The 23677-nt window shown below is 43.0% G+C and carries 21 protein-coding genes and 1 pseudogene; 13 read left to right on the top strand and 9 right to left on the bottom strand.

The annotated features are described in order from the left end of the window. Together tilS and PLH26_RS08115 are read right to left on the bottom strand one after the other, a co-directional pair. Positions 1-1060: tRNA lysidine(34) synthetase TilS (tilS, locus tag PLH26_RS08120; protein WP_324585510.1), on the bottom strand; the 1060-nt coding region annotated here is incomplete at its 3' end. A gap of 37 nt (positions 1061-1097) precedes the next feature. Further along, positions 1098-1421 (bottom strand): tetratricopeptide repeat protein, encoded by a 324-nt coding sequence (locus PLH26_RS08115; RefSeq protein ID WP_324585509.1) that lies wholly within the window; start codon positions 1419-1421, stop codon positions 1098-1100. A gap of 241 nt (positions 1422-1662) precedes the next feature. On the opposite strand from PLH26_RS08115, the gene PLH26_RS08110 reads away from it, so the two are divergent. The 7 genes from PLH26_RS08110 (at position 1663) to PLH26_RS08080 (ending at position 9422) form a co-directional block, all read left to right on the top strand. Continuing rightward, positions 1663-3504 carry a T9SS type A sorting domain-containing protein gene (locus PLH26_RS08110; protein ID WP_324585508.1) on the top strand — a complete coding sequence of 614 codons (1842 nt, stop codon included), beginning with the start codon at positions 1663-1665 and terminating at the stop codon, positions 3502-3504. 290 nt (positions 3505-3794) lie between these two features. After that, complete coding sequence (locus tag PLH26_RS08105; RefSeq protein ID WP_324585507.1) at positions 3795-4538, top strand: electron transfer flavoprotein subunit beta/FixA family protein; 744 nt, start codon at positions 3795-3797, stop codon at positions 4536-4538. A gap of 49 nt (positions 4539-4587) precedes the next feature. Further along, positions 4588-5556, top strand: a complete 969-nt coding sequence (locus tag PLH26_RS08100) for an electron transfer flavoprotein subunit alpha/FixB family protein (protein ID WP_324585506.1) — start codon at positions 4588-4590, stop codon at positions 5554-5556. Between the two features lie 106 nt (positions 5557-5662). After that, positions 5663-6259: a bifunctional nuclease family protein gene (locus tag PLH26_RS08095; RefSeq protein ID WP_324585505.1), complete on the top strand. Its 597-nt coding sequence runs from the start codon at positions 5663-5665 to the stop codon at positions 6257-6259. A gap of 32 nt (positions 6260-6291) precedes the next feature. Continuing rightward, positions 6292-7131: a 4-(cytidine 5'-diphospho)-2-C-methyl-D-erythritol kinase gene (gene ispE / locus PLH26_RS08090; RefSeq protein ID WP_324585504.1), complete on the top strand. Its 840-nt coding sequence runs from the start codon at positions 6292-6294 to the stop codon at positions 7129-7131. Positions 7132-7560: 429 nt separating this feature from the next. Next, positions 7561-8793: an ornithine--oxo-acid transaminase gene (gene rocD / locus PLH26_RS08085; RefSeq protein ID WP_324585503.1), complete on the top strand. Its 1233-nt coding sequence runs from the start codon at positions 7561-7563 to the stop codon at positions 8791-8793. Between the two features lie 65 nt (positions 8794-8858). Further along, positions 8859-9422: a hypothetical protein gene (locus PLH26_RS08080; protein ID WP_324585502.1), complete on the top strand. Its 564-nt coding sequence runs from the start codon at positions 8859-8861 to the stop codon at positions 9420-9422. A 74-nt stretch (positions 9423-9496) separates the two neighbouring features. On the opposite strand, the gene PLH26_RS08075 is transcribed toward PLH26_RS08080, so the two are convergent. After that, entirely contained in the window at positions 9497-10057 is a 561-nt protein-coding gene (locus PLH26_RS08075) for a DUF417 family protein (protein WP_324585501.1), read from the bottom strand. Positions 10058-10089: 32 nt separating this feature from the next. Here PLH26_RS08075 and PLH26_RS08070 point away from each other — a divergent pair, with 32 nt between their 5' ends. After that, on the top strand, positions 10090-10530 hold the full coding sequence (locus PLH26_RS08070; protein WP_324585500.1) for a transmembrane 220 family protein: 441 nt from the start codon (positions 10090-10092) through the stop codon (positions 10528-10530). Between the two features lie 56 nt (positions 10531-10586). On the opposite strand, the gene PLH26_RS08065 is transcribed toward PLH26_RS08070, so the two are convergent. The 4 genes from PLH26_RS08065 to PLH26_RS08050 all read right to left on the bottom strand — a co-directional run bounded on the left by PLH26_RS08065 (position 10587) and on the right by PLH26_RS08050 (position 17180). Continuing rightward, entirely contained in the window at positions 10587-13994 is a 3408-nt protein-coding gene (locus PLH26_RS08065) for a ThuA domain-containing protein (protein ID WP_324585499.1), read from the bottom strand. Between the two features lie 191 nt (positions 13995-14185). Further along, entirely contained in the window at positions 14186-14914 is a 729-nt protein-coding gene (locus PLH26_RS08060) for a shikimate dehydrogenase family protein (protein WP_324585498.1), read from the bottom strand. Continuing rightward, positions 14911-15684 (bottom strand): phosphosulfolactate synthase, encoded by a 774-nt coding sequence (locus tag PLH26_RS08055; RefSeq protein ID WP_324585497.1) that lies wholly within the window; start codon positions 15682-15684, stop codon positions 14911-14913. The genes PLH26_RS08060 and PLH26_RS08055 overlap by 4 nt, the downstream gene beginning before the upstream one ends. Positions 15685-15758: 74 nt before the next feature. Continuing rightward, positions 15759-17180: a tetratricopeptide repeat protein gene (locus tag PLH26_RS08050; protein WP_324585496.1), complete on the bottom strand. Its 1422-nt coding sequence runs from the start codon at positions 17178-17180 to the stop codon at positions 15759-15761. A gap of 146 nt (positions 17181-17326) precedes the next feature. Here PLH26_RS08050 and PLH26_RS08045 point away from each other — a divergent pair, with 146 nt between their 5' ends. Together PLH26_RS08045 and PLH26_RS08040 are read left to right on the top strand one after the other, a co-directional pair. Continuing rightward, on the top strand, positions 17327-17719 hold the full coding sequence (locus tag PLH26_RS08045; protein WP_324585495.1) for a hypothetical protein: 393 nt from the start codon (positions 17327-17329) through the stop codon (positions 17717-17719). A 226-nt stretch (positions 17720-17945) separates the two neighbouring features. After that, complete coding sequence (locus PLH26_RS08040) at positions 17946-19322, top strand: 3-keto-disaccharide hydrolase (protein WP_324585494.1); 1377 nt, start codon at positions 17946-17948, stop codon at positions 19320-19322. Between the two features lie 9 nt (positions 19323-19331). Here the strand turns inward: PLH26_RS08040 and PLH26_RS08035 are convergent, their stop codons facing one another. Next, positions 19332-19970 (bottom strand): Pr6Pr family membrane protein, encoded by a 639-nt coding sequence (locus tag PLH26_RS08035; protein ID WP_324585493.1) that lies wholly within the window; start codon positions 19968-19970, stop codon positions 19332-19334. A gap of 168 nt (positions 19971-20138) precedes the next feature. On the opposite strand from PLH26_RS08035, the gene PLH26_RS08030 reads away from it, so the two are divergent. Continuing rightward, the gene (locus PLH26_RS08030) at positions 20139-21293 is read left to right on the top strand and encodes an alpha/beta hydrolase family protein (RefSeq protein ID WP_324585492.1); all 1155 of its coding nucleotides are present in this window, start codon (positions 20139-20141) and stop codon (positions 21291-21293) included. Between the two features lie 100 nt (positions 21294-21393). Here the strand turns inward: PLH26_RS08030 and dcd are convergent, their stop codons facing one another. Continuing rightward, positions 21394-21930 (bottom strand): dCTP deaminase, encoded by a 537-nt coding sequence (dcd, locus tag PLH26_RS08025; RefSeq protein ID WP_324585491.1) that lies wholly within the window; start codon positions 21928-21930, stop codon positions 21394-21396. Between the two features lie 69 nt (positions 21931-21999). Between dcd and PLH26_RS08020 the strand changes: the two genes are divergently transcribed. Further along, positions 22000-22662, top strand: coding sequence for a 4'-phosphopantetheinyl transferase family protein (locus PLH26_RS08020; protein WP_324585490.1), 663 nt, complete (start codon positions 22000-22002; stop codon positions 22660-22662). A gap of 138 nt (positions 22663-22800) precedes the next feature. Continuing rightward, positions 22801-23677: pseudogene (locus PLH26_RS08015) on the top strand (Ig-like domain-containing protein); the annotation flags it as partial.

Here is a 23677-nt window from a genome sequence, read left to right as displayed (position 1 = left end):
TTTCGCCGCTCACCTTTCGCATTGTCATGTACAATTTTCCCCCTTCAAACGCCACTTCAGTGTCTCCTTCATGGATCAATACCATTTGTGCAGGGATTGGCTTTAACGGAGATATAACCAACCAGTTCCGGTTCCGGAGCATCCTGTGCGTTGAAGACAATATAAATTTTCCCGTTCCTGCATACAAAAGCGAAACCGCATCTTTGATTTGCTTTGCTGTAAAGCCGTAGTTTTTTATGATTTCAAATAACACTGTCGTTAAAGGTACAGTCTTAGAAAGTTTGCATACGGGTATAAATACTTCATCACCTCTTTCTTCCAGCAATTTTTTTTTGTGAACTGTAATGGATTGCAAATACAGTAGCTCAATTTCACGAAAACGGTCAATATTGGCAATTATATTTGCCCGGGCAGACGGGTAAATTTCCTGAATGATCGGCAATAACTGATGCCGCAGATAATTACGGGAATATTTATCCAAATTGTTGCTCGAATCTTCTACAAAACTCAATTGCCTTTCTTTTGCAAAAGCAATTAAATCTTGTTTCCCGGCAAATAACAAGGGTCTCACGATCTTACCCGCTTTGAATTGCATACCTCTCATACCAGCAACGCCCGTTCCCTTAAAAAAGTTCATCAGTACTGTCTCCATGTTATCATCGGCGTGATGGGCAGTAAGGATTTGTACCGGAATATCTTTTTCAGCCTTCAAAGCTATTGCAAGATCATCAAACCATTGATACCTCAGTACTCTCGCTGCAAGCTGTATAGACATTTTACTTTGCAAAGCAAACGCTTCCGTATTAAAACGCTTTATAAATATTTCTGCCCCATAATGCACTGACAATTCTTTCACAAAATGCTCATCCCGCTCACTTTCGTCCCCCCTTAGCTGAAAGTTACAATGAGCGATAATGAACCGGAATGCTGATAAGTGGCAGAGCTCGCATAACACTACGGAATCTACTCCACCGCTTACGGCAAGCAACAATAAATCGCCGGAGTTAAAAAGTTTTTCTTTTCGAATGTTGTTTTTAAACAATTGTAATAAATCATTCATAGTTACTTTTAAACCCCTTACAGAATAATTGAATCAGTTACTCAAATTTTAATTCTTCATAAGCAGCCCGTAACTCATTAAAAGTCCGTTGGTTCCCCGATTGTAGCGCCGTTGTCATGCCTCGTTCGTACCATTTCAATGCAGCCTCAGCATCTCCCGCACGCTCAAGCAATTTAGCCAACTGATAATATGAACCTACATAAGCGGGGTCGTTTTCCAATACGCTCTCCAATAGCTTCCTTGCTTCCGTATCATTGTTCTTTTTTATATACTCTAAAGCAAGAGCATGCTTTAAAAAACTGTCATCTTTCGATCTTTCCAACAAAAGCAACAATGAATCAATACGTTCTGGATTTTTCAACTTTTAAGATTTTTGAACATCTGTATTTAAAATTAAGCATAAATAAATTTCATACTTAACTCAACGCATTTCAAAGTTTTATGAGGCGGTCAACAAGATCTTTGTTCATTCCTTTTCAACAAATATCTCCATTTTTAACCGAAATCAATCCTGATTTTATGTTTTGCCGAATAATTTGCATGTTTTTTGCTGATAGATCGTTTTAATTTAATAACCCGGTCACTCCAATTCCTGAATCGCTGTGAAAATTGTTAAATCCCTTACTTTTTGTTTCATAATTTTAAATTACTCAGTCTCAGCCCAGATAAATGCAGAGGATAGTCTTGCCCTCGTCGATTTATATAATAGTACCAACGGACCTGGTTGGAAAAACAATAATAACTGGCTTAATAAAGAAGTACGGGAATGGTATGGTGTTTCTGTAACTGATAAAAGAGTTACAGGACTTGCCCTGGTTAATAACGAGCTAGGCGGGGCGCTCCCCTCTTCTTTAGGAAATCTTTCGGCAATTACCGGCATTTTTTTGAGTAAAAATAATATACAGGGAACGATTCCCGCCAGTATCGGAAGCTTACCAAAACTCAGGTTCCTCCACCTGAGTTACAATCAAATAACAGGCAATATTCCCGATGAACTTGGCAACGCTACTACTCTAAGTGAGGTTCATCTCAATCACAATAAGCTAACCGGAACCATACCTGAATCTTTACGTAAACTTACCCGCCTTTCTGAATTGCTGTTAAACCACAATCAGTTAACCGGAAGCATTTCGGGGGGGCTTGGCGACATCCAGGTCAAAATACTGAATTTTAGCTTTAACCAACTTAGTGGCACCATTCCTCCACGATTAGCAAGGATACGTAACCTGATAGAACTCAGATTAAATAACAACGAGTTGACCGGCGAAATACCTTTGGGTTTGGCACCCGTTATATGTTTTATGCTTGATCTAAGTTCAAACAATCTGTCCGGCGAAATACCTTCTGATTTGAGTAATAATACTACCATGGTCCACATTAACCTCAGCAACAATTCTCTGACAGGACAAATTCCTGCTTCTTTGGGGAATATGCCCGGATTACAATCACTCGAACTTGACAGCAACCAACTCACCGGCTCGATACCACCCTCATTTAAGAATCTGAACAGGCTTGTACATTTAAACCTTATGAATAATCAGCTTACAGGAAGTATACCTGACGGGCTCTGCAGTTTACCCGATTTACAGTTCTTGCAGTTAAGCAATAACCAGTTTACATTTGATGGTATGGAATGCGTAGGGCAACAAAATATTCTATCTATGTTTACTGATTATGCGTATTCCAATCAAAAACAACTTACGCTTAATTATAAAAGTTCAGAACTTTCGCTTACGGCAGGAGGAAATCTTGCAAATAACACCTACTACATTTACAAAGACAGTGTATTGCTGGAAACGCTTAAAGGAGACTCGACTTTTGCGGTAGGTGAAGGAGGAAAATATTGGGTGGAAGTTACCAATGATCTGGCTGACCAATTGACCCTTTACAGTAGCCCGGTTGATGTGAGCAACAGCATCATACTACCTCTTACCTGGCTGGATTTTACAGCAGTGAATTGTTCAGACAATATTTGTTTGCGATGGGAAACAGAAAACGAACAAAATACAGCTCATTTTGAAATTGAAAGAAGTACTGATGGCAAAGATTTTGAACAAATCGGGACCCGTCCGTCAGCAAATACACCTGGCAAACACAGTTATAGTGCAACAGATTATTCGGCGGTAAATGGCATAAATTTTTACCGGATCAAACAGGTAGACTCAGATGGAAAGTTTACATATAGTGATGTCGCGAGCGCAAGGATAAAAACCAGCGGCATATTAACGATAGTACCTAACCCTGCCAATAATTTTATAATATTAAAAGGAATAGAAAAGGCAGAAAAAGTAACCATTTACAGTGCCACCGGACAAATATTTAAACAATGGCAAAATGTAAATGGATACCAGGAACTGAATATCGCAAATCTTCAGCAGGGTATATATATGCTAAAAGTGCAGTACAGTGGGAAAGAAACAATACATAAACTGATAAAGCTGTAAATTACGGCTTATACAATTTTGTTTACTGTACAAACACCAATAAAATCAGCATACGGCCCATTTTTGAAGAGGCTAATCGGCACAAGTAGCACAGAACCTCTTCTTTTGAAGATTTAAAGAAAGTCAGGAAAAACAATTTCTAAAATTCTTCCTGGAATCATAAAATCACTTATTATATTTGCAATATATAAATAGTTGCATAAACAACTTTATATACCGCAGACAATTGATCAATTGACCGTTCCTATGTATATGCAGGTTACCTGACCTAAAATAAAAATCAAAAACAGATGAAAATACTGGTTTGTATCAGCAAATCTCCCGACACTACTGCAAAAATTGCTTTCACCGATAACAATACCCAATTCGCTACTGCCGGTGTACAATGGATCATTAATCCGTACGACGAGTGGTATGCACTTGTAAGGGCTATTGAGCTCAAAGAGAAAGACAGTACTGTTGCACTGCACCTGGTAACCGTGGCGGGTGCCGATGCGGAACCTGTTATACGCAAAGCCCTGGCATTGGGAGGAGATGAAGCCATTCGCGTGAATGCCGACAGCCGTGACAGCTTTTTTGTTGCCTCTCAAATAGCCGAAATTGCCCGGCAGGGCAGTTATGATCTTGTGTTTACAGGTAAGGAAACCATTGATTATAACGGATCTTCTGTTGGCGGTATGGTAGCAGAATTGCTGGATATGCCCTATGTTGCTTTGGCTACACATTTCGAATTGAATGGAAATACAGCAACGATTACACGCGAGATTGAAGGGGGAGAGGAAGTATGCGAAGTAAATACGCCAGTGGTGGTAAGCTGTCAGAAGGGAATGGCTGAAGCAAGGATCCCCAATATGCGCGGTATTATGGCTGCCAGAACCAAACCGTTAAAAATAGTAGAACCTGTAGCCGCCGAAAGCTTAACGGGCATTGTAAATTTTGAGCTACCACCTGCGAAAGCAGGCGTAAAACTCATACCTGCCGACAATCCGGGTGAGTTGGTAAGGTTACTGCACGAAGAAGCAAAAGTAATTTAAACATTCCCCAACAAATTTAAAATTTCAAATCCCCAATCTCAAATTTACAATGTCGGTACTCATATTTATAGATCAATCGGAAGGACATATCAAGAAAGCATCTTTTGAAGCGCTTTGCTATGGTTCAAAACTGGCCGCACAGTTGGCAGTGCCTGCCGAAGGCATTGTATTAGGTTCCGTACATGACGATCTGACCGCGCTGGGCCAATATGGTGTAAAAAAAATACATCATGCGCCCGATCCCCAGCTGGATCACCTCGATGCACAGGTATTTACGAGTGTACTGGCACAGGCAGCTGAGGCAACCGGCGCCAAAATGATCGTATTTTCCAACAACGCAGATGGCAAAACAATTGCGCCGCGTTTATCAGCCCGGCTAAAAGCAGCTCTGGTAGCAGGCGCAACAGCACTTCCCGACACAGCAAATGGCTTTGTTGTAAAAAAATCGGTGTTTTCAGGAAAAGCTTTTGCCAATATTGCCCTTAATACCGAGATCAGGATCATTACACTAAATGCCAATTCATTTCCCGTAACAGCTTCCGGGGATGGGAACGCAGAAATTATTCCGTTTAAGCCCGTCGTGGATGCAACCAAAATAAAGGTTATATCAACCAATAAAGTGAAGGGAGAAGTACCCCTGAGTGAAGCAGAAGTGGTGGTAAGCGGAGGACGTGGATTAAAGGGACCTGAAAACTGGGGGATGATTGAAGAGCTGGCTAAACTGCTGGGAGCCGCTACTGCATGCAGCCGGCCGGTTGCAGATGCCCACTGGCGCCCCCACCACGAACATGTAGGACAAACAGGACTGGCGATAGCACCCAATTTATATATTGCCATTGGCATTTCGGGTGCTATACAACACCTGGCAGGTGTAAACAGAAGCAAAACAATTGTTGTTATCAATAAAGATCCCGAAGCACCCTTTTTTAAAGCTGCCGATTACGGAATTGTTGGCGATGCTTTTGAAGTATTGCCCAAAATAATAGAAGAAGTTAAAGAGCTGAAAGGCGTAGCATGAGAAAACACGTTCCTTACACACCGCCCCGGTTTAAACCGGGGCGGCTTTTTTAATGCCCGCGGAGGACTACCTGTTTTACAAAATTCTTGTACATTCGCAGCAGAATATGAAGAAAATAGAACTGGAAATAGTAGCATTATCGCACAGCATTACTCAGACACACTCTTATGCCGTTGTACTGGGTGAAACAAACGGGTTAAGGCGCCTGCACATTGTAATTGGGGGATTTGAAGCCCAGGCCATTGCAGTGGCTTTGGAAAGAATGCAGCCCAGCAGGCCGTTAACACACGACCTGATGAAAAACTTCATGATGGCATTTAATATTGAACTTCATGAAATTATCATCAGCGACCTGCAGGAAGGCATATTTTATTCGAAACTTTTGTGCAGCAATGAACACGATACGGTTGAAATAGATTCGCGCACTTCCGACGCATTGGCCCTGGCGGTTCGTTTTGGGTGCCCTATTTATACTTACGAGCATATCCTGGAAAGTGCCGGTATACTGATGGAAGATTCGGGCAAAAAGAAAAAGACGGAAGAAGACCAACAACTGGTGAAAGAAACAGGTTCAAAAGATGACCTGAAAGCCATGTCGTTGGAAGAACTCAATCAGTTACTGGGCGAAGTACTTGAACAGGAAGATTACCTCAGGGCAATTGCCATTCGCGACGAAATCAATCACAGGAAAAAGAAATATTAGTTAAGCTCAACCTCATCAAACTATAATCTGCTGTGGTTCTTTTTCCCAATTGCAAAATCAATATAGGTCTTAACATCGTTTCCAAAAGAGCGGACGCATACCATAATATAGAAACCGTTTTTTATCCCCTGAACTGGCACGATGCTGTAGAACTGACCCCGCAGCCCGCAGGCACCTTTTTCGCTTCGCCTGCGGCACCTGTACAGTTTTCATGCTCCGGACTTCCGGTTCCGGGAAATGTATCAGATAATATCTGTTTGAAAGCCTATCACCTGCTCAAAAAAGATTTTTCCCGTATTCCCCCGGTTAGCATGCATCTCCATAAAACCATTCCTACAGGTGCGGGCCTTGGTGGCGGATCGGCCAACGGTGCATTTACTTTAATGCTGATCAACAAAAAGTTCAACCTCAACCTTTCAATAGAACAGCTTGGTGAATACGCATTGCAGTTGGGCAGCGATTGTCCGTTTTTTATCATCAACCAACCCTGTTATGCAACGAAACGCGGGGAAAAAATGGAAATGATCACACTCAGCCTTTCTCCATATTCATTTTTGATCGTGCATCCCGCGATCCATATTGACACCGCATGGGCATTTTCCAAACTTAAACCCGCGCAACACGCCAAACCGGTTAAAAGCATTGTTCAGCAACCTGTGGAAACGTGGCAAGATGAATTGGTGAATGATTTTGAAGCACCGGTATTCCGCGAATACCCGCAGATAGAAAAGGTTAAAAAAAGGCTCTGCGCTCATGGTGCGCTGTATGCATCGCTTACAGGCAGCGGATCTGCAGTGTATGGCATATTCAGCAAAAACAAAGTGCCTGAATTGAAGTGGGATGAAAATTATACGCAGAAAATAATACAGTAAAACAGGCGGTTGCAGATTCCGGGATGCAGGTTGCAGAGATCTTCATTTTAGACCCCGGCTTATTGTTTATGGTTAAACATCACTTCGGATTCCGGAATCGGGAATTTATGGTTTTTAGTTTTTTATTTATCGTTGTATTCGTTCGATATCGAAATTTAAACCTTCAGACCCGGAACGGATTCAGGTTACACGTGCTGTACCTGTACTTTTGCCCTGCAACTTGTACCGACAAACTTCCAAACTATTCGTATCTTGCAGCACAAACCACGTACTATCACAATCCGGATATACATATTATCCTTCCTGGATCGTAATCTTGATTTTCTCGATCATCAGTAACGGCGGTAAGTTTTCAACCAGCCGGCGGTGATCTCCCCTTTCTTTTCATACCAATTTGTTCAGGTGCTAAACCCTTAAACAATATTTACCATGTCAGCTACTGTATCACTTTCTGAAAAAACAATTTATTATTTAACGCTTGAAGAAAAATATGGCGCTCATAATTATCATCCCATTCCTGTAGTGCTTAACCGGGGAAAAGGCGTATTTGTCTGGGATATTGATAACAACCGCTATTACGACTTTCTCAGCGGATATTCGGCAGTTAACCAGGGGCATTGTCATCCACGCATCATTAATGCACTCATTTTGCAGGCGCAGCAACTCACGCTTACTTCAAGAGCATTTCACAACAATGTACTTGGAGAATTTGAAGCGTTCATTACCGGATATTTCGGGTACGATAAAGTGTTGCCCATGAACACAGGTGTTGAAGCTGTAGAAACAGCGCTCAAGCTTTGCAGGCGATGGGGGTATAAAATAAAAGGCATACCTGAAAACAAAGCCAGGATCATTGTTTGCGCAAATAACTTCCATGGGCGCACGCTCTCCGTTATTTCTTTCAGCACCGATGCGTCATCAACAAAGCAATTTGGTCCTTTTACTCCCGGCTTTGAAATCATTCCTTACAATGATATTGCAGCACTCGGCGCTGCTTTGCAGGATAAAAATGTTGCAGGCTTTTTGGTTGAACCCATACAGGGTGAGGCCGGCGTGGCGGTTCCGGATGAAGGCTACTTAAAAAAAGCAAAAGAGCTTTGTGAAGAGAATAAAGCATTATTCATCGCCGATGAAATTCAAACAGGGTTATGCCGTACGGGTAAGCTTTTGTGCTGCGATCACGAAGGAGTTGTTCCCGATATACTTTTACTTGGAAAGGCGCTAAGCGGAGGCGCATTACCTGTAAGCGCAGTATTGACCAGCGACGAAGTTATGCTTACTATACAGCCCGGTGAACATGGTTCAACCTTCGGAGGGAATCCGCTTGCCTGCAAGGTAGCCATAGAAGCGCTGTCGGTTTTAAAAGAAGAAAAAATGGCTGAAAATGCTGAACAAATGGGCGTTTTGCTGCGAACCGCACTCAGGAGGATCAACTCGCCGCATATTCATGCCATTCGCGGTAAAGGCTTACTGAATGCTATCGTTATCCGGCATACCGATGCCGATGCGGCATGGCGGCTTTGCATGGAGCTAAAAGAAAACGGCTTGCTGGCTAAACCCACTCACGGAGATAAAATAAGATTGGCTCCGCCTCTGGTGATCACAGCTGAACAGGTAAAAGAATGTGCAGGCATTATAGAAAAAAGCCTTTCTGTTTTTTAACAAGGAATATGAAAGTGATTCGCGATTTTTACAGGAATATTTAAACGCCGGTAAATGTTTCACTGATGAAAAAAATAATATTCTTACTATTGTTCGCCGCTGCATCAATGATCCAAACAGCTTATTCACAGGATGAGCCCGAAGAAACAGCACCAAAAAGATTCGACAAATCGAAATTATTTTTCGGTGGCAATTTTGGACTGGGGTTTGGCAGCAATACGTCATCAATAATTGTTTCGCCCCAGGTGGGTTACCGGTTTAACACTCATTTTGCAGCAGGCGCCGGCATTAACTTCAACTATTACAGCTATAAAAACCTTTCCAATGAAAAAACCAGTCTTGGATATACCGGTTTAAATATCTTCGGAAGAGTATATCCCATCCCTTATATATTGCTCCAGGCCCAGCCTGAGCTGAATTATAGCTGGGGATCTATAAAATACCCCGACAATAGTCCTGCTGAAAAATTAAAAGGTCAGTTCGTTCCGTCCCTGTTACTTGGAGGCGGTGCTGCCATTCCAACCGGCGGGAACGGCGCATTACTGCTCATGCTTCAATATGATGTACTGCAGGAGTCGCGCTCGCCTTATGGCAGTAAAGCATTTTTTACGATGGGCTATAATTTTTAAAATTGGTTACAGGTTGCAGGTTACAACGTGAGGGGTTGCATTTCGCTTCGAATTTCGGATTTTGACCTTCGGATTTATCTTTTATTTAAATGAACCTTTGCCGCCTGTGCCATAGTTACCATACTTGCGCCCATCATGATCACATCTTTTATTACAAGCCGGCCGGCACCGCTTAAATAAGGGAACCCATGCTCAGCATCGCCTAATGCAGGCACCCAGGTTTCAGGAGTAGTTATTAAAAACGAAAGCGTTACCAGCGACATCCCAAAGCATAAAAAACTGCCTACGGCAGAAACACCGGGAAATACAGGATACAACGCAATAAGAATGCCGATAAGAACAATAACTGCTCCCAGTCCGTAGGAAAAAGTATACGTATGGTTTTGCTGATGCCATGCAATATTTTCCGGCTTATATTCGCCTTCTTTATTCATATGCTTTTTATATTCCGGTGCATCATATTTATAAAAGAAGTTCATTGTGGGACTGTTGGCCACAAAAGGCACAATACCCGCAGCCTCATACCTGAAAGCCTTTAATCCTCCGATCCACACCAAAACAATTACTAACCCTATGCGGGCAACATGTATACCAACACGTTCTAACCCGGCAACATAATGAAAGAAACTTTTCATTGTCTTTTTGTTTTGGTAAAAATATTGATTATATGTTTAACAGTACTGATGAATTGCGGATGAAGCGATTATATTTTTATATTGCAGTTATGAAAATACTCAATATCACTTTCTGCATTCTGTTCACTATTTCAGCGGCACTACAATACAATGATCCCGACCCCTGGTTGTGGATACCCATATACCTGTATGGCGCAGTGCTGTGCTGGCTGGCTTTCCGCGGAAAGTACTACCCGCGTGCCTGCCTGCTGGGAATAGGAACATATGTATTATATGGACTGTATAAGCTACTCGAAAAAGATGGTGCATGGGACTGGTTAACAAAACACCATGCGGAAAACATTGCGGCAGCCATGAAAGCCGAAACGCCCTGGATAGAAGACACGAGAGAGTTTTTTGGACTGCTTATACTTGCAGGAGTACTCGCTGTTAATTACCTGTATGCAAAAAGAAAAGCAAAAAGCAGGACGTAATTCCTGCTTTTCAGTTGCTCACCACTCACTATTCACTATTCACAATTCACCTCCCCCTACTTTGCTGTCAGTTCCAGCAGCCCCACTCCTATGGTGCTGTCGTCATTTTTATCTTTTGGCCGGCTAAGTATATAAAGATTTTGTTTTTTAGGATCGGTAATTGTTTCAAAGCTGAATTTCAGTTTGGTCATTTTTTGCCTGTCATTAACTGCGGAAGCGTCAAGGATCCCCTCCGCTATCTTTTTGCCGTCGGGCGCGTCCAGCCTTAATTCAAACACATATCCGGTTTTAGGAGCATCTTTACTGTCCTGCCAGCCTGCCAGCAGCTCCGCACCATTTACCCTGTGCAGGTCTATGCTGTCAATGCTGAACCAGCCCTGCTTGTCATTGGGCGCTACCATAAACCTCATCCCGCCGGTATTAACCGTACGGTATGCATCCATATGCGTTACTCCGCCAAAAGTTAATTTACTGCTGCGCAATGCAAAAGCGGCTTCTCCCGAAAGCGGTTTTATTGAAGCGCCCCCTTTATCTGTGTAAGTGGCAGAAATATATAAGGCTTCATTTTCTTTTACCGCTTTAACAGGAATTGAACCCTTTTCGGGTAATGATTTTTTAGCTGCGCCCGGATTTGCCAGCGTAAGGATCCACTGCACAATTTGTTTCGCATCATCTTCCGGCAGGTTGGGATGCGCCGCCATTGCCACTTCTCCCCATGCACCGCTACCGCCTTTAATGATTTTACCGGTAAGATATGTTACGGCATCTCCATTTTTATGATAGCGTTTCGCAACTTCAGTAAAAGACGGGCCGATGGATTTTTCATCTGTTTTATGGCAGGTTTTACAATCCAGCGAAAGCATGATGCTTCTTCCGCTTACGGTTGCCGCAGCAGCTTGATGCCCCTGGGGAATTGCCGCTTTATCAGCGCCTTCCAGAAAATCGGCTGTAACATAAAGATTATCTTTATCAATAACACTTCCTTCTTCCTTATCATTAACCGTAACAGTATAGTTTACAGGCTTGCCGGGGAAATAAAAAGACTGGTTCCCCGCAACCTGAACAGTTACTTCGGGCGCAGTGTTGCCCGCATATACATTTATTACATTGCTCTTTGAAGTTGCGCCTTTCTTATCTTTCACTTCCACAGATACCGAATAGTCTCCGGGCTTATCCAACACAAGCTCAGCTTCAGGCGACGGAGTTTCCTTCGGTTGCCCGCTTCCGGTAGCCCAGGTATAAGTCATGGCATCATTTTCAGGATCTGTTGCATCAACTGTAGCTTTAAGCGTTAAAGGCAATGCCCCGGAAGTTTTATCCACCTTAATCGCAGCTATTTTAGGTGGGCGGTTCCCCCCGTTATAATCTATCCGGCTCAATCCGGCATCTTCATTTTTTGCAAACCAACCGCTTCCATATTCCAAAACATACAGTCTCCCATCCGGCCCAACTTCCATATCAATGGCATTATGCCATTTGGTATGCTCCATGAAAGGCTCCATCTTATCAAAATCGCCGTTTGGCAGCAGCGTTACTGCTTTTATCCATCCTCTTATCCAGTCGTAAATAAATAATTTACCATCGTAATAGTCGGGCAACCTTGTTTTGGCTGGCCACATATCTGTATAATATACAGGACCGGCCATAGCGTTGCGGCCGCCCGTTCCAACCTGTGGAAAATCGGCTGATGCGGCATACGGGTACCAGATAAAAGGAGGGGCTACAGCAGGCAATTCTTTTAAGCCGGTATTGTTACGCGATTCATTCAATGGTTTTTCCGCATCAAATACTTCTCCCGAAGTTCCGGTCGCATAATCATAACGGTTATACGCATAATTTTTTCCTACGAACAACGGCCATCCAAAAAAACCTGCTTTACGTGCCTGGTTCACCTCGTCATAGCCGCGCGGCCCTCTTACACCAAAGCTGTCGGTGCCGGCATCCGGGCCTACTTCGCCCCAATACAGGAAACTATTTTTCTGATCTACGGAAATACGGTAGGGATTGCGGTTACCCATTACGTATATTTCCGGCCGGGTTTTAGCGGTCCCTTTGGGAAACAAATTCCCGTCAGGTATTTCGTATGTTCCATCTTCCTTCACTCTTATCCGGAGTATTTTCCCGCGCAGGTCATTGGTATTACCTGAACTTCTCCTGGCATCGTATTGCTCATGTCCCGGACGATCATCCAATGGCCCGTATCCCTGGTTGGTATAGGGTTGATTGGGTTCATTAAAAGGCGTGGAATTATCACCTGCGGAAACATACAATAACCCATCTGGCCCGAAAGCGATAGAGCCGCCGGTATGACAGCAAATTTCTCTCTGCGAATAAAACTGCAGGATCACCTGCTCTGTTTTTGCGTCAAGTGTATCGTTTTCAAATTTAAACCGGGAAAGGCGGTTTACTGAAGTATCTGCGGGACTGTAAAAAATATATACCCAGTGGTTTTTACTGAAATCAGGGTCTTTACTGATGCCCAAAACACCCTCCTCGGCATTGGCTCCGGCAGTGCTTGTTTTAAAGTATGCATTTAAAAAACCAACCTGCTTCAGTTGCCTGGTTTCATTTTTATACAGCATGATCTCTCCCCTGCGCTGTGTAACAAGTATATCAAAATTAGGGAGGATGGTCATTTCGGTGGGCTCAAAAAAACCGGCCTGGATTAAAGGTGTTTTGGTAAACCTGTCTTCATCAGGAGGGTATTGGGAGATTACACCGCTATAGTCTAACTTCTCATTGCCGCCAATTGCGTATTGGATACCTCCCAGGATATGCTGTAAATACAGGGGATCGCTGTACGATTCGTCGGTATGTCCCAACTCTGTATAAAACGCCCTTCCCCCGTCATATTCGTGATACCAGGCCATAGGATGATTGTCTCCGTTTTTCCCGCCTTCATAGCTTTTCTCATCAATAGCAATAAGCACATGAACATCCTTGCTCAGCTTCTTAAAATTGTACCATTCGTCTTTCCTTGTCCATACATCCGGCAAATGTTTGGTTGATGCATGATTTTTATCTTTCACTATCAATTTGGCTTCCTGCTGACGGGGATGGCTTTCAAAATTAGCACCTGCCAACCGGGTATACCAGCCCCAGTCGTACTCCGCATCAGTAGCCGCATGTATCCCCACATAGCCGCCGCCTGCCTGTATATACCGTTCAAACGCAATACGCTGAACCGTATTGAACAAGGGCCCTGTGGTGTTTAAAAAAACAACCGCGGAATATTTACGCAATATGTCTTCCTCAAACATATTGGCGTCGGATGTAGTGTCTACCTCAAAATCATTTTCAGCACCCAGCTTCTGAATGGCGGAAACACCCGCAGGTATCGACTGGTGATGATAACCTGCCGTTTTGGTAAAAACCAGTACCCGTGGCTTGCCACTGCGTTTATTACAGGCCAATAAAAAAAAGAGCACGGAGCAACATATAAAGAGCGGGAAGTTTTTCTTCATTGTGGTTGAAATATTTTTTTTAAGAAGGATAAATGTAAGTGCATTTCGCCAAATAAAATTATTCGTCTAATAAATTGTCAGGGATTTATTACAGATTGGCGCTGGCGTAAGAACTGCAATTCAATGATTCCATGCCTGCTCCAGTTTGTTAAAAAGTAGTTATTGAACAGGCTTCACTGCAGAATGTATCTCTATGCATTCCACAGCTTCCAACTGGCTTCGGCCTGCGCAATCAGCATATCGTGCCCGTTCTGTATGGCCGCGCCACGTTCCTCCCCTTTTTTCAGGAATAATGTTTTGGCGGGATTATAAATTAAATCAAAAAGGAAGTGCTGGTTTCCTATTGCTTCATATGGTATATCGGGGCAATTTTCTGTATCCGGGAAAGTGCCTGCCGGAGATGCATTGATTATCAGCGGATGGCTTTTAACAATTTCCGCGCTGAGCGTTTCATAAGTAATCACGCCATGCTTTGCAGTACGGCTTACAAATGTATATGCTATCCCCAATTGCCGCAGCACATATTCAACTGCCTTGGAAGCGCCGCCGGTACCAAGTATTAATGCTTTGGTATGATGTGGTTGCAGTTGCAACAGCAACGACTGTTTAAAACCGGTGGTATCGGTATTGAACCCGGTAAGCTTACCATTCCTTATCCGGATAGAATTACATGCGCCAACTTGCTGAACATCCGGAGATAACTCGTTAAGAAAAGGAATGACTTTTTCTTTATAAGGGATGGTTACGCACAAACCCAGCAACAAAGGATTCTTTTTCAATACTGCCGGAAGCAATTCAATGCTTTCTATAGGAAAATTCTCGAACCGGCAATTCAATCGCTCCCTCTCAAACTTTTGCGTAAAATATTTTTTTGAAAAAGAATGTCCAAGCGGGTAACCTATCAGTCCGTACCATTTCATTCCACATCATCTTTATTTAAAAACAAATGAAAAGTATCTCCCCGTAATCCAACCCGCATTGATTCAAGCGGTATAACCTCTGAGGGAGCAATATTGCCCAGATTGGCATTGCAGCCCAACAACTCAATAAAATATAATTGCTGCGCCTTTTGCGGAGCCTCCCAGATAATTCTTTCCTCCGGTATCTGGGTGAGTATTTCCTGTACCAGGCCCTCCCGCACTTCTCCCGTTCCCCTGTAAATACCTACATTTCCCGCTTCCCGGGCTTCGGCAATTACATAGGTTGAACCTGCATTCAGTTCATTCTTCATCAATTCAATCCATTTATACGGAGGAATGATATGCTCGGCATCTTTACTTCCCACCTCGCTAAACACGATGCCGTATTTAGTGAGCTTTTCAATATAGCCGCATTTTTCGGCATGCGGTATTGTAATTGAACCATCGCTCACTTCCATATAGGAGATATTGTATTCTTTGAGGGTATTGATATAATCCCGGAACTGGTTCCGGATCAAAAAAGCCTCAAACAGGGTACCTCCAAAGTATACCGGCAGATCGTACGTCTGATATACTTTAATTTTTTCGCGAAGCTGCGGAATTACAAATGAAGTCCCAAAACCCAGTTTAACAATATCAACATAAGGATGAGCGACGCTTAGAAAATTTTTTGTTTCTTCAATACTTAAGCCTTTATCCATCACCATTGTGATACCTGAACGACGGGGTTTACATTTCCGTTCGGGTATCTGACTTAAATTAAAATTCATGAAAGATGAGATGTTTTAAAAGAATGCGCAAAAATAAGGAAGATTCTGCTTTCCCTATGCAGGTATATTCCAACTCAGAAGGAACGTTTTCTTTTGTAATAGGCGATAAGATCAACTACCTGCTGGTTTTGAAGTATAATGGGATTGAGCTCTATAAACTTTTTAAGCAGCCGCGGCGCCCTTTCCATTGCCGTTTGCAGCAGCAGCAAGCCTTCTTTACTTTTCCCCATTGCAAACAAAACAGCACTTTTGTAAAAGGCGAACAAAGGTTTATCCCCGGTAACCTGCTGCGCATTGTTAACCTGTTCTATAGCTTCCTCCAGGAATCCTTCCCTGTATAAACACCTTATAAGCGCTTCCCACCCGCCCATTCCCCTGGGTTTTGCCTTTACAGCATTAGAAAAGTATACAATTGCATCCTTTATGTTACCAAGTTCCATTAAACATTCGCCCATGGCCAAATTGTATTCGGGTTGCATGCGATGTATGCGTATGGCCGACTCCAGGTATTGCATGGCTTTGTTCAGCAACATCTCATTCATATAGGTGCATGCAATTTTATAGTACAGCTTACTGTCGTCGCTGTTGAGATGGGATGCTTTCTTATAGTAAAACCTTGCCTGTGCGTACTGCTTAAGTTTGTCGTAACAATGACCAATGGCTTCGTAAATCACATCTTCAGGGCGGGCAAGCTCAATTACCTTTTCAAGGGCCTCAATAGCATCGCGATATTTTCTTAGCCTGATGTATGCATCAGCCATGTTCCTGTATGCATAATCAAACTTTTCGTTGATCACAAGGGCATATTTATACGCATCAATTGATTTTTCAAATAATTTCAGTCCCTGATAAGCTGCGCCAAGATTAAACCAGGCCAGTTCATTATAAGGGAATTCATTGATAATATGCTGGTGCAAGCGAATGCTTTCTTCACTCCTGCCCGTAAAATCTGTCCAGAAACATATTTTATACAGCGCTTCCTCATTATTGGGCTCGTATTCCAGTATGTGTACCAGGCAGTCAAACACTTTGTCGAACTCCTCGTAATCATCGTATACATCTGCCAGCTCAAACAACAGGTTTATACGATTCTCGCTTTCGAAAGAATGAATAGCCTCCTCCAAAAGTTCAACAGCCTTTTCATGCTGGTCTAACGCCAGAAAAATATCAGTTTTGAGAATATAAATATCAATATCCGCGCTGTCCAGTATCTCGGCTCTTTCCAGTATTTCAAGAGCTTCATTGTATTTTCGGGTAGCAATGAGCAAATCGGCTTTTTTTACCATCAACGATGCAGAATAAGGAAACTGCCCCACCCCAAGCTCAACGGCCTCCAGCGCCCGGGCGATTTCATCTTTATCATCAAAATAATCTATGATTTTCTCAAAAGATTCCTCTTCCAGGAAGCCATGGCTTTTCCCGGCGCGGAGATTTTCAAACTGTCTTAGTAAATCTCTCATCTCATCTCTGTCGTTTCGATAAGGATTATCCTGCATTTCGATGTAAGTTAATGAAAGTTAAGCCTTTATTCAGAAAAAACCTTCCTTGTAACCTTTTTACTGCATAAACGTTAAATATCATGTAAAATTTATGATGAATGGTATTGGGAATACTGAATATAAATCATTATTTTTGCTGAACAATGAAATCGAACAAAAACATACAGTCAAGGATTGTTAAAAATAGCCTGATATTGGTGGCTATGTTTGCAGTTGCGCAGTACGTTTTTGCTGTGAGCGGGATCAGGCTAAGCTCGGGAGAAAAAGATAAAAACAAAAAAACACATCATTCATCCGGTATATTTTCTGACCTGAAGTCTACTATCACTTTTTCGATAAAAGATAATTATACTTTTAACAAGAAAAACTGGATAACGTACTACAAATCGTCTTCTTCTGAACAGGCAGCCCTGCCAAATTCCATTATCTCATATAAAAAAGGCAATACGGTATATATACTGCCTTATAAACAGCAGAGTGGGCTTAAATTGCCTGATTTTATCCGCATGATGCCTTCAGAACCGTTATCCCGCTAATCATTCGCATGCAATTTTTATAATTCCGTTTTTCTCCGTTGGCTTCCATGCAAGTTCGTCATTAGATGGCATATTTGGTTTAATGCTATATTTTATCAAGGCATTTAATCTCCTGCATTGATTATTAAACCGCATGAAAACGGAGTTTATATTTGAAGATTGCCGCTCAAAAGTTGAAAATAAGATATTATGAAATATATTAGCGGAAATGTAAACCAGTATAGGCATGAAAAATATATTTCTTTTTTCAGCATCTCTTCTTCTTTGTTTTAGCTCGCTTTCTGTTAACGCACAACAAGCCAAATGTACAAAACTCTTTAATGGCAAAACACTTCAGGGCTGGAAACAGCTTGGCGGCAGCGCAAAGTATTCGATTGAAAACGGCGTTATTACAGGCACAACCGTGGCATCTACCCCCAATAGCTTTTTAGTGACCGAAAAAGAATACGGCGACTTTATTTTAGAACTGGAAGTGCTGATGCCGGATACGGTTACCAACTCCGGGATACAGCTCAGGAGCCATTTTAACCCTGCCGCAAATGATGGAAAGGGCAGAGTGTATGGTTATCAGTATGAACTTGATGCTTCCGCACGGGCATGGACTGCCGGGATATATGATGAAGGCCGCAGGGGCTGGCTATACCCGCTGGATCTGAACCAGGCGGCACAAAAAGCATATAAACGCGGTGCGTTCAATAAAGTAAAAGTGGAATGTATTGGAAATACCATCAAAACATGGATCAACGGAGTGCCCGCCAGCTACCTGGTAGATGACGCAGATGCACGGGGCTTTATAGCATTACAGGTGCATAGCATTGGGAACAAACCGGAAGATGCGGGAAAAAAGATCCGTTGGAAGAACATCCGCATTCAAACCGGTGACCTTTCACCGGCGCCCTTCCCTTCCTCTGTTTTTGTAGTGAGCAATGAACCCAATACATTAACTGTATTTGAAAAAAGCAATGGATGGAAATTATTATTCGATGGCGCAAGCTCCAAAGGATGGAGAGGCGCTAAAATGCTGACCTTCCCCGAAAAAGGATGGAAAATTGCAGATGGTAATATTACCGTACTGTCTTCAAAGGGAGAGGAGTCTGCTAATGGCGGCGATATTGTAACTGCAGACTTATACAGCGCTTTTGATTTTTCTTTTGAATTTAAACTTTCCCGGGGTGGGAACAGCGGAGTGAAATACTTTGTTACGCTTTCCGAAAATAATGTAGGTTCGGCACTTGGACTGGAATACCAGGTGCTTGATGATAAAAATCATCCCGATGCCAAAATGGGCATAGCGGGCAACAGAACGCTTTCTTCCTTATATGATCTGATCCCTGCTAAAAAAACCGACCGTTTTGTGAAGCCCATAGGCGAATGGAATAAAGGGAGGATCGTTGTATACCCTAACAATCATGTAGAGCATTACCTCAACGGCGTAAAAGTATTGGAATATGAAAGAGGATCGCAGGCGTTCCGCGAACTGGTAGCCGGTAGTAAATTTAAAAACCGGCCTAATTTCGGTGAGGGAAAAGAAGGAAGGTTGTTATTGCAGGACCATGGCGATGAAGTAAGCTTCAGAAGCCTGAAGATCAGGGAATTAAAATAGCTTCAGAATTCAACCAGACGTTTTTTTTGAAAGCTTGCCTGCACTTATGAGCAGTATCGAAAAAAACACAAAGGCAATCAGCACCATGCCGCAGTTTAAAAACACCTGTCCATACCCCAGTTCAGCCACATTTACAAAGGGATAAGGATAATAACCGGCCATGGCCCCACGCAACAAAATGATGATCAAATAGCACAATGGAAAAAGCAGCCAGGAGAAAATGTGTTGCCATTGCAATGTTAATTTGGGCACATACAAAAGCCAGAACAATATAAAATAAACCGGCGTAAAGCTGTGCAATAATTCATCAACCACTTTCTGCAGCCCCTGCGGATCCCATAGCGGACGTAAAACAAGCTGGTATACCGCCCCAACAATAGCAATGTATACAGTAACTGCGCTCAATACACCTGCCCGCGAAAAAAAACTATCATTCTCAAACGCCGGTTTTAGTACAAGCACAGTAAAGGAAATGGCTACCAATATATTGCTGAGTATGGTAAAAAAGGTAAAAAAGCGTAAAAGCGTTTCGGGAATGGAAACAGTTCTGTTCACTATGATCAGGTATAATTGAAGGATCACGGCAAACCATGCCACTATGGCGCCAATCGCCGAAAAAGAACGAATTGCTGATGGTTTTGCTTTCATTGGTGATTTTTTATTGAGTTGACTGACCCGCAATTCTGGGAGATTTAATAAAAATAGGTTTTTCGGCAGAAAATTTTCATTTATTCTATTCCTTTCGATGCTAAGAAAGAAAATCCTAAATTGTACCTGCTATTCTCAGAATAAAGTATCATTCCATTCTATATCAACATGAATAAAATACCGGCATTTGCCTTTCTTTGCCTGCTCTGCTCAGGCAACCTCGCCGCCCAGGACGAATTGTGTAAAGGCGCTTATTTCACCGAAGCGCAGGGCAGGGCATTTTTAGAAGAGCATGCGCCTGCTGCTTTAAACGACTGGCAGCACCGTGCAGAGCAAATACGGACACGCATACGCGAAGGCATGCAGTTGGAAACATTGCCGGCAAAACCTTTATCCGAACCCATCATGCACAGCAAAAAGATAATGGATGGCTATACGGTAGAAAATGTAGCATTTGAAAGCCTGCCGGGTTTTTATGTTACAGGAAACCTGTATCGTCCGCTTACACCGCAAAAATCGTATGCCGGCATTCTGTGCCCCCACGGGCACTGGAGCGATCCGGACGGCAGATTCCACGAACAGATGCAAATGCGTTGCGCCACGCTTGCCCGGATGGGAGCAGTGGTTTTTGCCTGGGATATGATCGGTTACGGCGATTCAAAACAATGCGATCACAAATTGTCAAAAGGGCTGCAATTGCAAACCATCAACAGCACAAGAGCACTCGACTTCCTGCTGTCTCTTTCCGGTGTTGATCCCGCACGTATTGGCATAACGGGTGCATCGGGCGGGGGCACACAAACCTTTTTATTAACGGCGCTCGACCCACGCATTAAAGTTTCCGTACCCTGCGTAATGGTATCAGCCCATTTTTTTGGCGGCTGCACCTGCGAGAGCGGTATGCCCATTCATAAGAAAAATGATTTTCAGACCAATAATGTGGAGATCGCTGCATTGGCTGCCCCACGACCGATGCTGTTGATTTCAGACGGTGATGACTGGACGAAGAATAATCCGGCGGTAGAATACCCGTTCATGCAGAAGATCTATCGCTTGTATAAAAAAGAAAATAGTGTTGCGCTGGTTCACCTGGCCGATGAAAAGCATGATTATGGCCCGTCAAAGCGAAAAGCCATGTACCCTTTTATGGCCAAATACCTGAAACTGGATCTGAAGGCCGTTACGGGCTCCGATGGAAATATTGATGAAACTTCCTCAAAAGTATTGGATCAGGCAGACCTGGAGGTTTTTAATGACACCCATCCGCGGCCGGCCAATGCGGTAATGGGTGATGAAGCAGTGATGAAGCTGTTGGTCCGGTAAAACGAACTTTATGAGTTTATGGTTTGTAGTTTATTGTTTAACGTTGATCACCCTTGCAACCTGAACCCTGTAACCCTCTTCATTTCCACATTTCTCACATTCAAAACCTGTTCTTCCACATCATGCTCTCAACAGGTTTTTCGGGTTGGCCACTGTATTTGGCATTTTTTTTCTGGTTGTATTTTACTTCAATTTCGCCATCTACCGGGAAATAGATCAATTGACCAACAGGCATTCCTTTATAAATACGTACCGGTTGTTTAACCGATATTTCCAGCGTCCAGTTACCGCAAAAACCAACATCACCCTTGCCGGCAGTGGCATGTATATCAATACCCAGGCGGCCGGTGGAAGATTTACCTTCCAGGAAAGGTACGTGGGCATGGGTTTCTGTGTATTCAAGCGTTGCACCGAGGTAAAAAATATGCGGATATAATACAAACCCCTCATCGGGAATTTCAAAATGTTCTATCTCATTGTGCTTTTTAGCATCCAGTATATGTTCGCGGTAAGTGGCCAGCCATTTTCCCAGGTGCACATCGTAAGAATTGCTTCCCAAACACCCTCTGTCGTAAGGCACCAATTTAATGGTCCCTTTTTCTATTTCTTCGAGTATTCTTGTATCAGATAGTATCATTCCCTGATTTATTTGTTTATTTGTTTCCGGAATCCTTTCAGCGGCGAATTTCGGATTTCGCTTTTTGTAATGCCTTTATTTTATCAACATAATATCAACGGATCAACAAAATTAGGGGTTTGGCATATTACCGAGCCCGAAGATTTCTTCCTGGCTAAGGTTCCGTTGCAGCACGACATCACACATCCGCATAAACGGCTGCAGCACCTGGCGGGACGTTACCTGCTGCGCTTTTTATTTCCCGGCTTCCCCAACGAATTGATCCGGATCGCCGGCACCAAAAAGCCTTTCCTGGCCGATGAGGCTTTTCATTTCTCCATTTCACATTGCGGCGATTATGCCGCTGCCATTGTTAGCCGTACAAAACGCGTGGGCATTGATATTGAAATTCCCACACCAAAAGTTGCCCGTGTACGCCACAAATTCCTGCATGCAGAAGAGCAGTCCGTCCTGAAAGAAAACACCGCATTTACTGCACAGCATGCTGCAACTGAAGACATTTTTCTTCGTAAATTAACCCTGCTGTGGAGCGCAAAAGAAGCGGTTTTTAAATGGTATGGCAATGGGAAAGTGGATTTTAGTGACCAGATCAGGCTGCAACCGCTCAGCGATGTGTTGCCCATACCCGGGGAAGGAACAATGAAAGGTTTGTTTTTAAAGCAGGGTACTTTTTCAATGGCACTGCCCTTTATTAATTTTAAGGAGATTTGCCTGGTTTGGGTGATGACATGACCTGCTTTCATACGATATAGTCGTACGCCGGCAGCAACAGCGTTGATTTATCTTAAACTTAACCAAAACACAGATCTGCATTTTGTTCCATATAAAATTTTTACTTTGCTTTACGCAAGCTTAAACCTTTCCGGTATCATGAATATTATCAAGCGCTGCATCATCCTTCATAAACAATGGCATATTCCTTTTTTATTGATCTCCATGCTGTTGTTTGCCTGCAATAACAGAGAAAAAATAACGGACATTGATCCGGCTTTCAGTAAATACATTGACGGTTATACTTCGGGCGTTATTTCCAAAGCTGCGGTTATACGGGTACGCCTGGCCACAGAAGTCCCTTCCACTCACGTGTTGAATGTAGCCCTCAAAGATCCCTTGTTCTCCTTTTCTCCTTCCGTAAAAGGCAAAGCCTATTGGGTTGATGCCCGGACCATTGAATTCAAACCCGACGAATACCTTACACCAGGACAATTGTATACAGTACATTTTAAGCTTGCAGAAGCCACAGACGTACCCGACGATTTTAAGACTTTTACGTTTAATGTGCAGGCTGTAAAGCCCGGCTTCCTGGTAAATGAGACAGGACTTAAAGTAGCCGGCAATTCAAAAGAAACGATGGTATTGAATGGTGTAATTGAAACTGCGGACATTGAATCGTTTGCCACAGTTGAGAAACTATTGACTGCTGAGCACGGGAACAAACCCCTCGCAATAAAATGGGAACACAATGAAAACACCCATATCCATCGCTTTACAATAGAAAACATTGAACGGACTGCCAGTGCATCTTCCTTAAAACTACAGTGGGACGGCTCTCCATTGGGGTTGAAGGAAAAAGGCGAAAGACAGGTCGAAATTCCCGCCGTGGGAGATTTTAAAGTACTGGGGGTACGGGCAGTGCAGGAAGCAGAAAACTATGTGCTCGTGCAATTTTCCGGGGCTATCGCTACCAACCAGCAACTGAGCGGATTGATCACCGTGAGCAATAAAACAGATCTCAGCTACAGTATTG

It is taken from the genome of Agriterribacter sp. (assembly GCF_035444585.1).
GTDB lineage: Bacteria > Bacteroidota > Bacteroidia > Chitinophagales > Chitinophagaceae > Agriterribacter.
The sequence above is the reverse complement of the archived record's forward strand: the minus strand, read 5'-3'. Positions and strand labels throughout refer to the sequence as shown.

Coding starts and splice junctions, on each gene's coding strand:
- PLH26_RS08105 (WP_324585507.1), top strand. CDS start 3,795: ATGAAAATACTGGTTTGTATCAGCAAATCTCCCGACACTACTGCAAAA.
- PLH26_RS08100 (WP_324585506.1), top strand. CDS start 4,588: ATGTCGGTACTCATATTTATAGATCAATCGGAAGGACATATCAAGAAA.
- PLH26_RS08095 (WP_324585505.1), top strand. CDS start 5,663: ATGAAGAAAATAGAACTGGAAATAGTAGCATTATCGCACAGCATTACT.
- rocD (WP_324585503.1), top strand. CDS start 7,561: ATGTCAGCTACTGTATCACTTTCTGAAAAAACAATTTATTATTTAACG.
- PLH26_RS08080 (WP_324585502.1), top strand. CDS start 8,859: ATGAAAAAAATAATATTCTTACTATTGTTCGCCGCTGCATCAATGATC.
- PLH26_RS08075 (WP_324585501.1), bottom strand. CDS start 10,057: ATGAAAAGTTTCTTTCATTATGTTGCCGGGTTAGAACGTGTTGGTATA.
- PLH26_RS08070 (WP_324585500.1), top strand. CDS start 10,090: ATGTTTAACAGTACTGATGAATTGCGGATGAAGCGATTATATTTTTAT.
- PLH26_RS08065 (WP_324585499.1), bottom strand. CDS start 13,994: ATGAAGAAAAACTTCCCGCTCTTTATATGTTGCTCCGTGCTCTTTTTT.
- PLH26_RS08060 (WP_324585498.1), bottom strand. CDS start 14,914: ATGAAATGGTACGGACTGATAGGTTACCCGCTTGGACATTCTTTTTCA.
- PLH26_RS08055 (WP_324585497.1), bottom strand. CDS start 15,684: ATGAATTTTAATTTAAGTCAGATACCCGAACGGAAATGTAAACCCCGT.
- PLH26_RS08050 (WP_324585496.1), bottom strand. CDS start 17,180: ATGCAGGATAATCCTTATCGAAACGACAGAGATGAGATGAGAGATTTA.
- PLH26_RS08045 (WP_324585495.1), top strand. CDS start 17,327: ATGAAATCGAACAAAAACATACAGTCAAGGATTGTTAAAAATAGCCTG.
- PLH26_RS08040 (WP_324585494.1), top strand. CDS start 17,946: ATGAAAAATATATTTCTTTTTTCAGCATCTCTTCTTCTTTGTTTTAGC.
- PLH26_RS08035 (WP_324585493.1), bottom strand. CDS start 19,970: ATGAAAGCAAAACCATCAGCAATTCGTTCTTTTTCGGCGATTGGCGCC.
- PLH26_RS08030 (WP_324585492.1), top strand. CDS start 20,139: ATGAATAAAATACCGGCATTTGCCTTTCTTTGCCTGCTCTGCTCAGGC.
- dcd (WP_324585491.1), bottom strand. CDS start 21,930: ATGATACTATCTGATACAAGAATACTCGAAGAAATAGAAAAAGGGACC.
- PLH26_RS08020 (WP_324585490.1), top strand. CDS start 22,000: ATGCCTTTATTTTATCAACATAATATCAACGGATCAACAAAATTAGGG.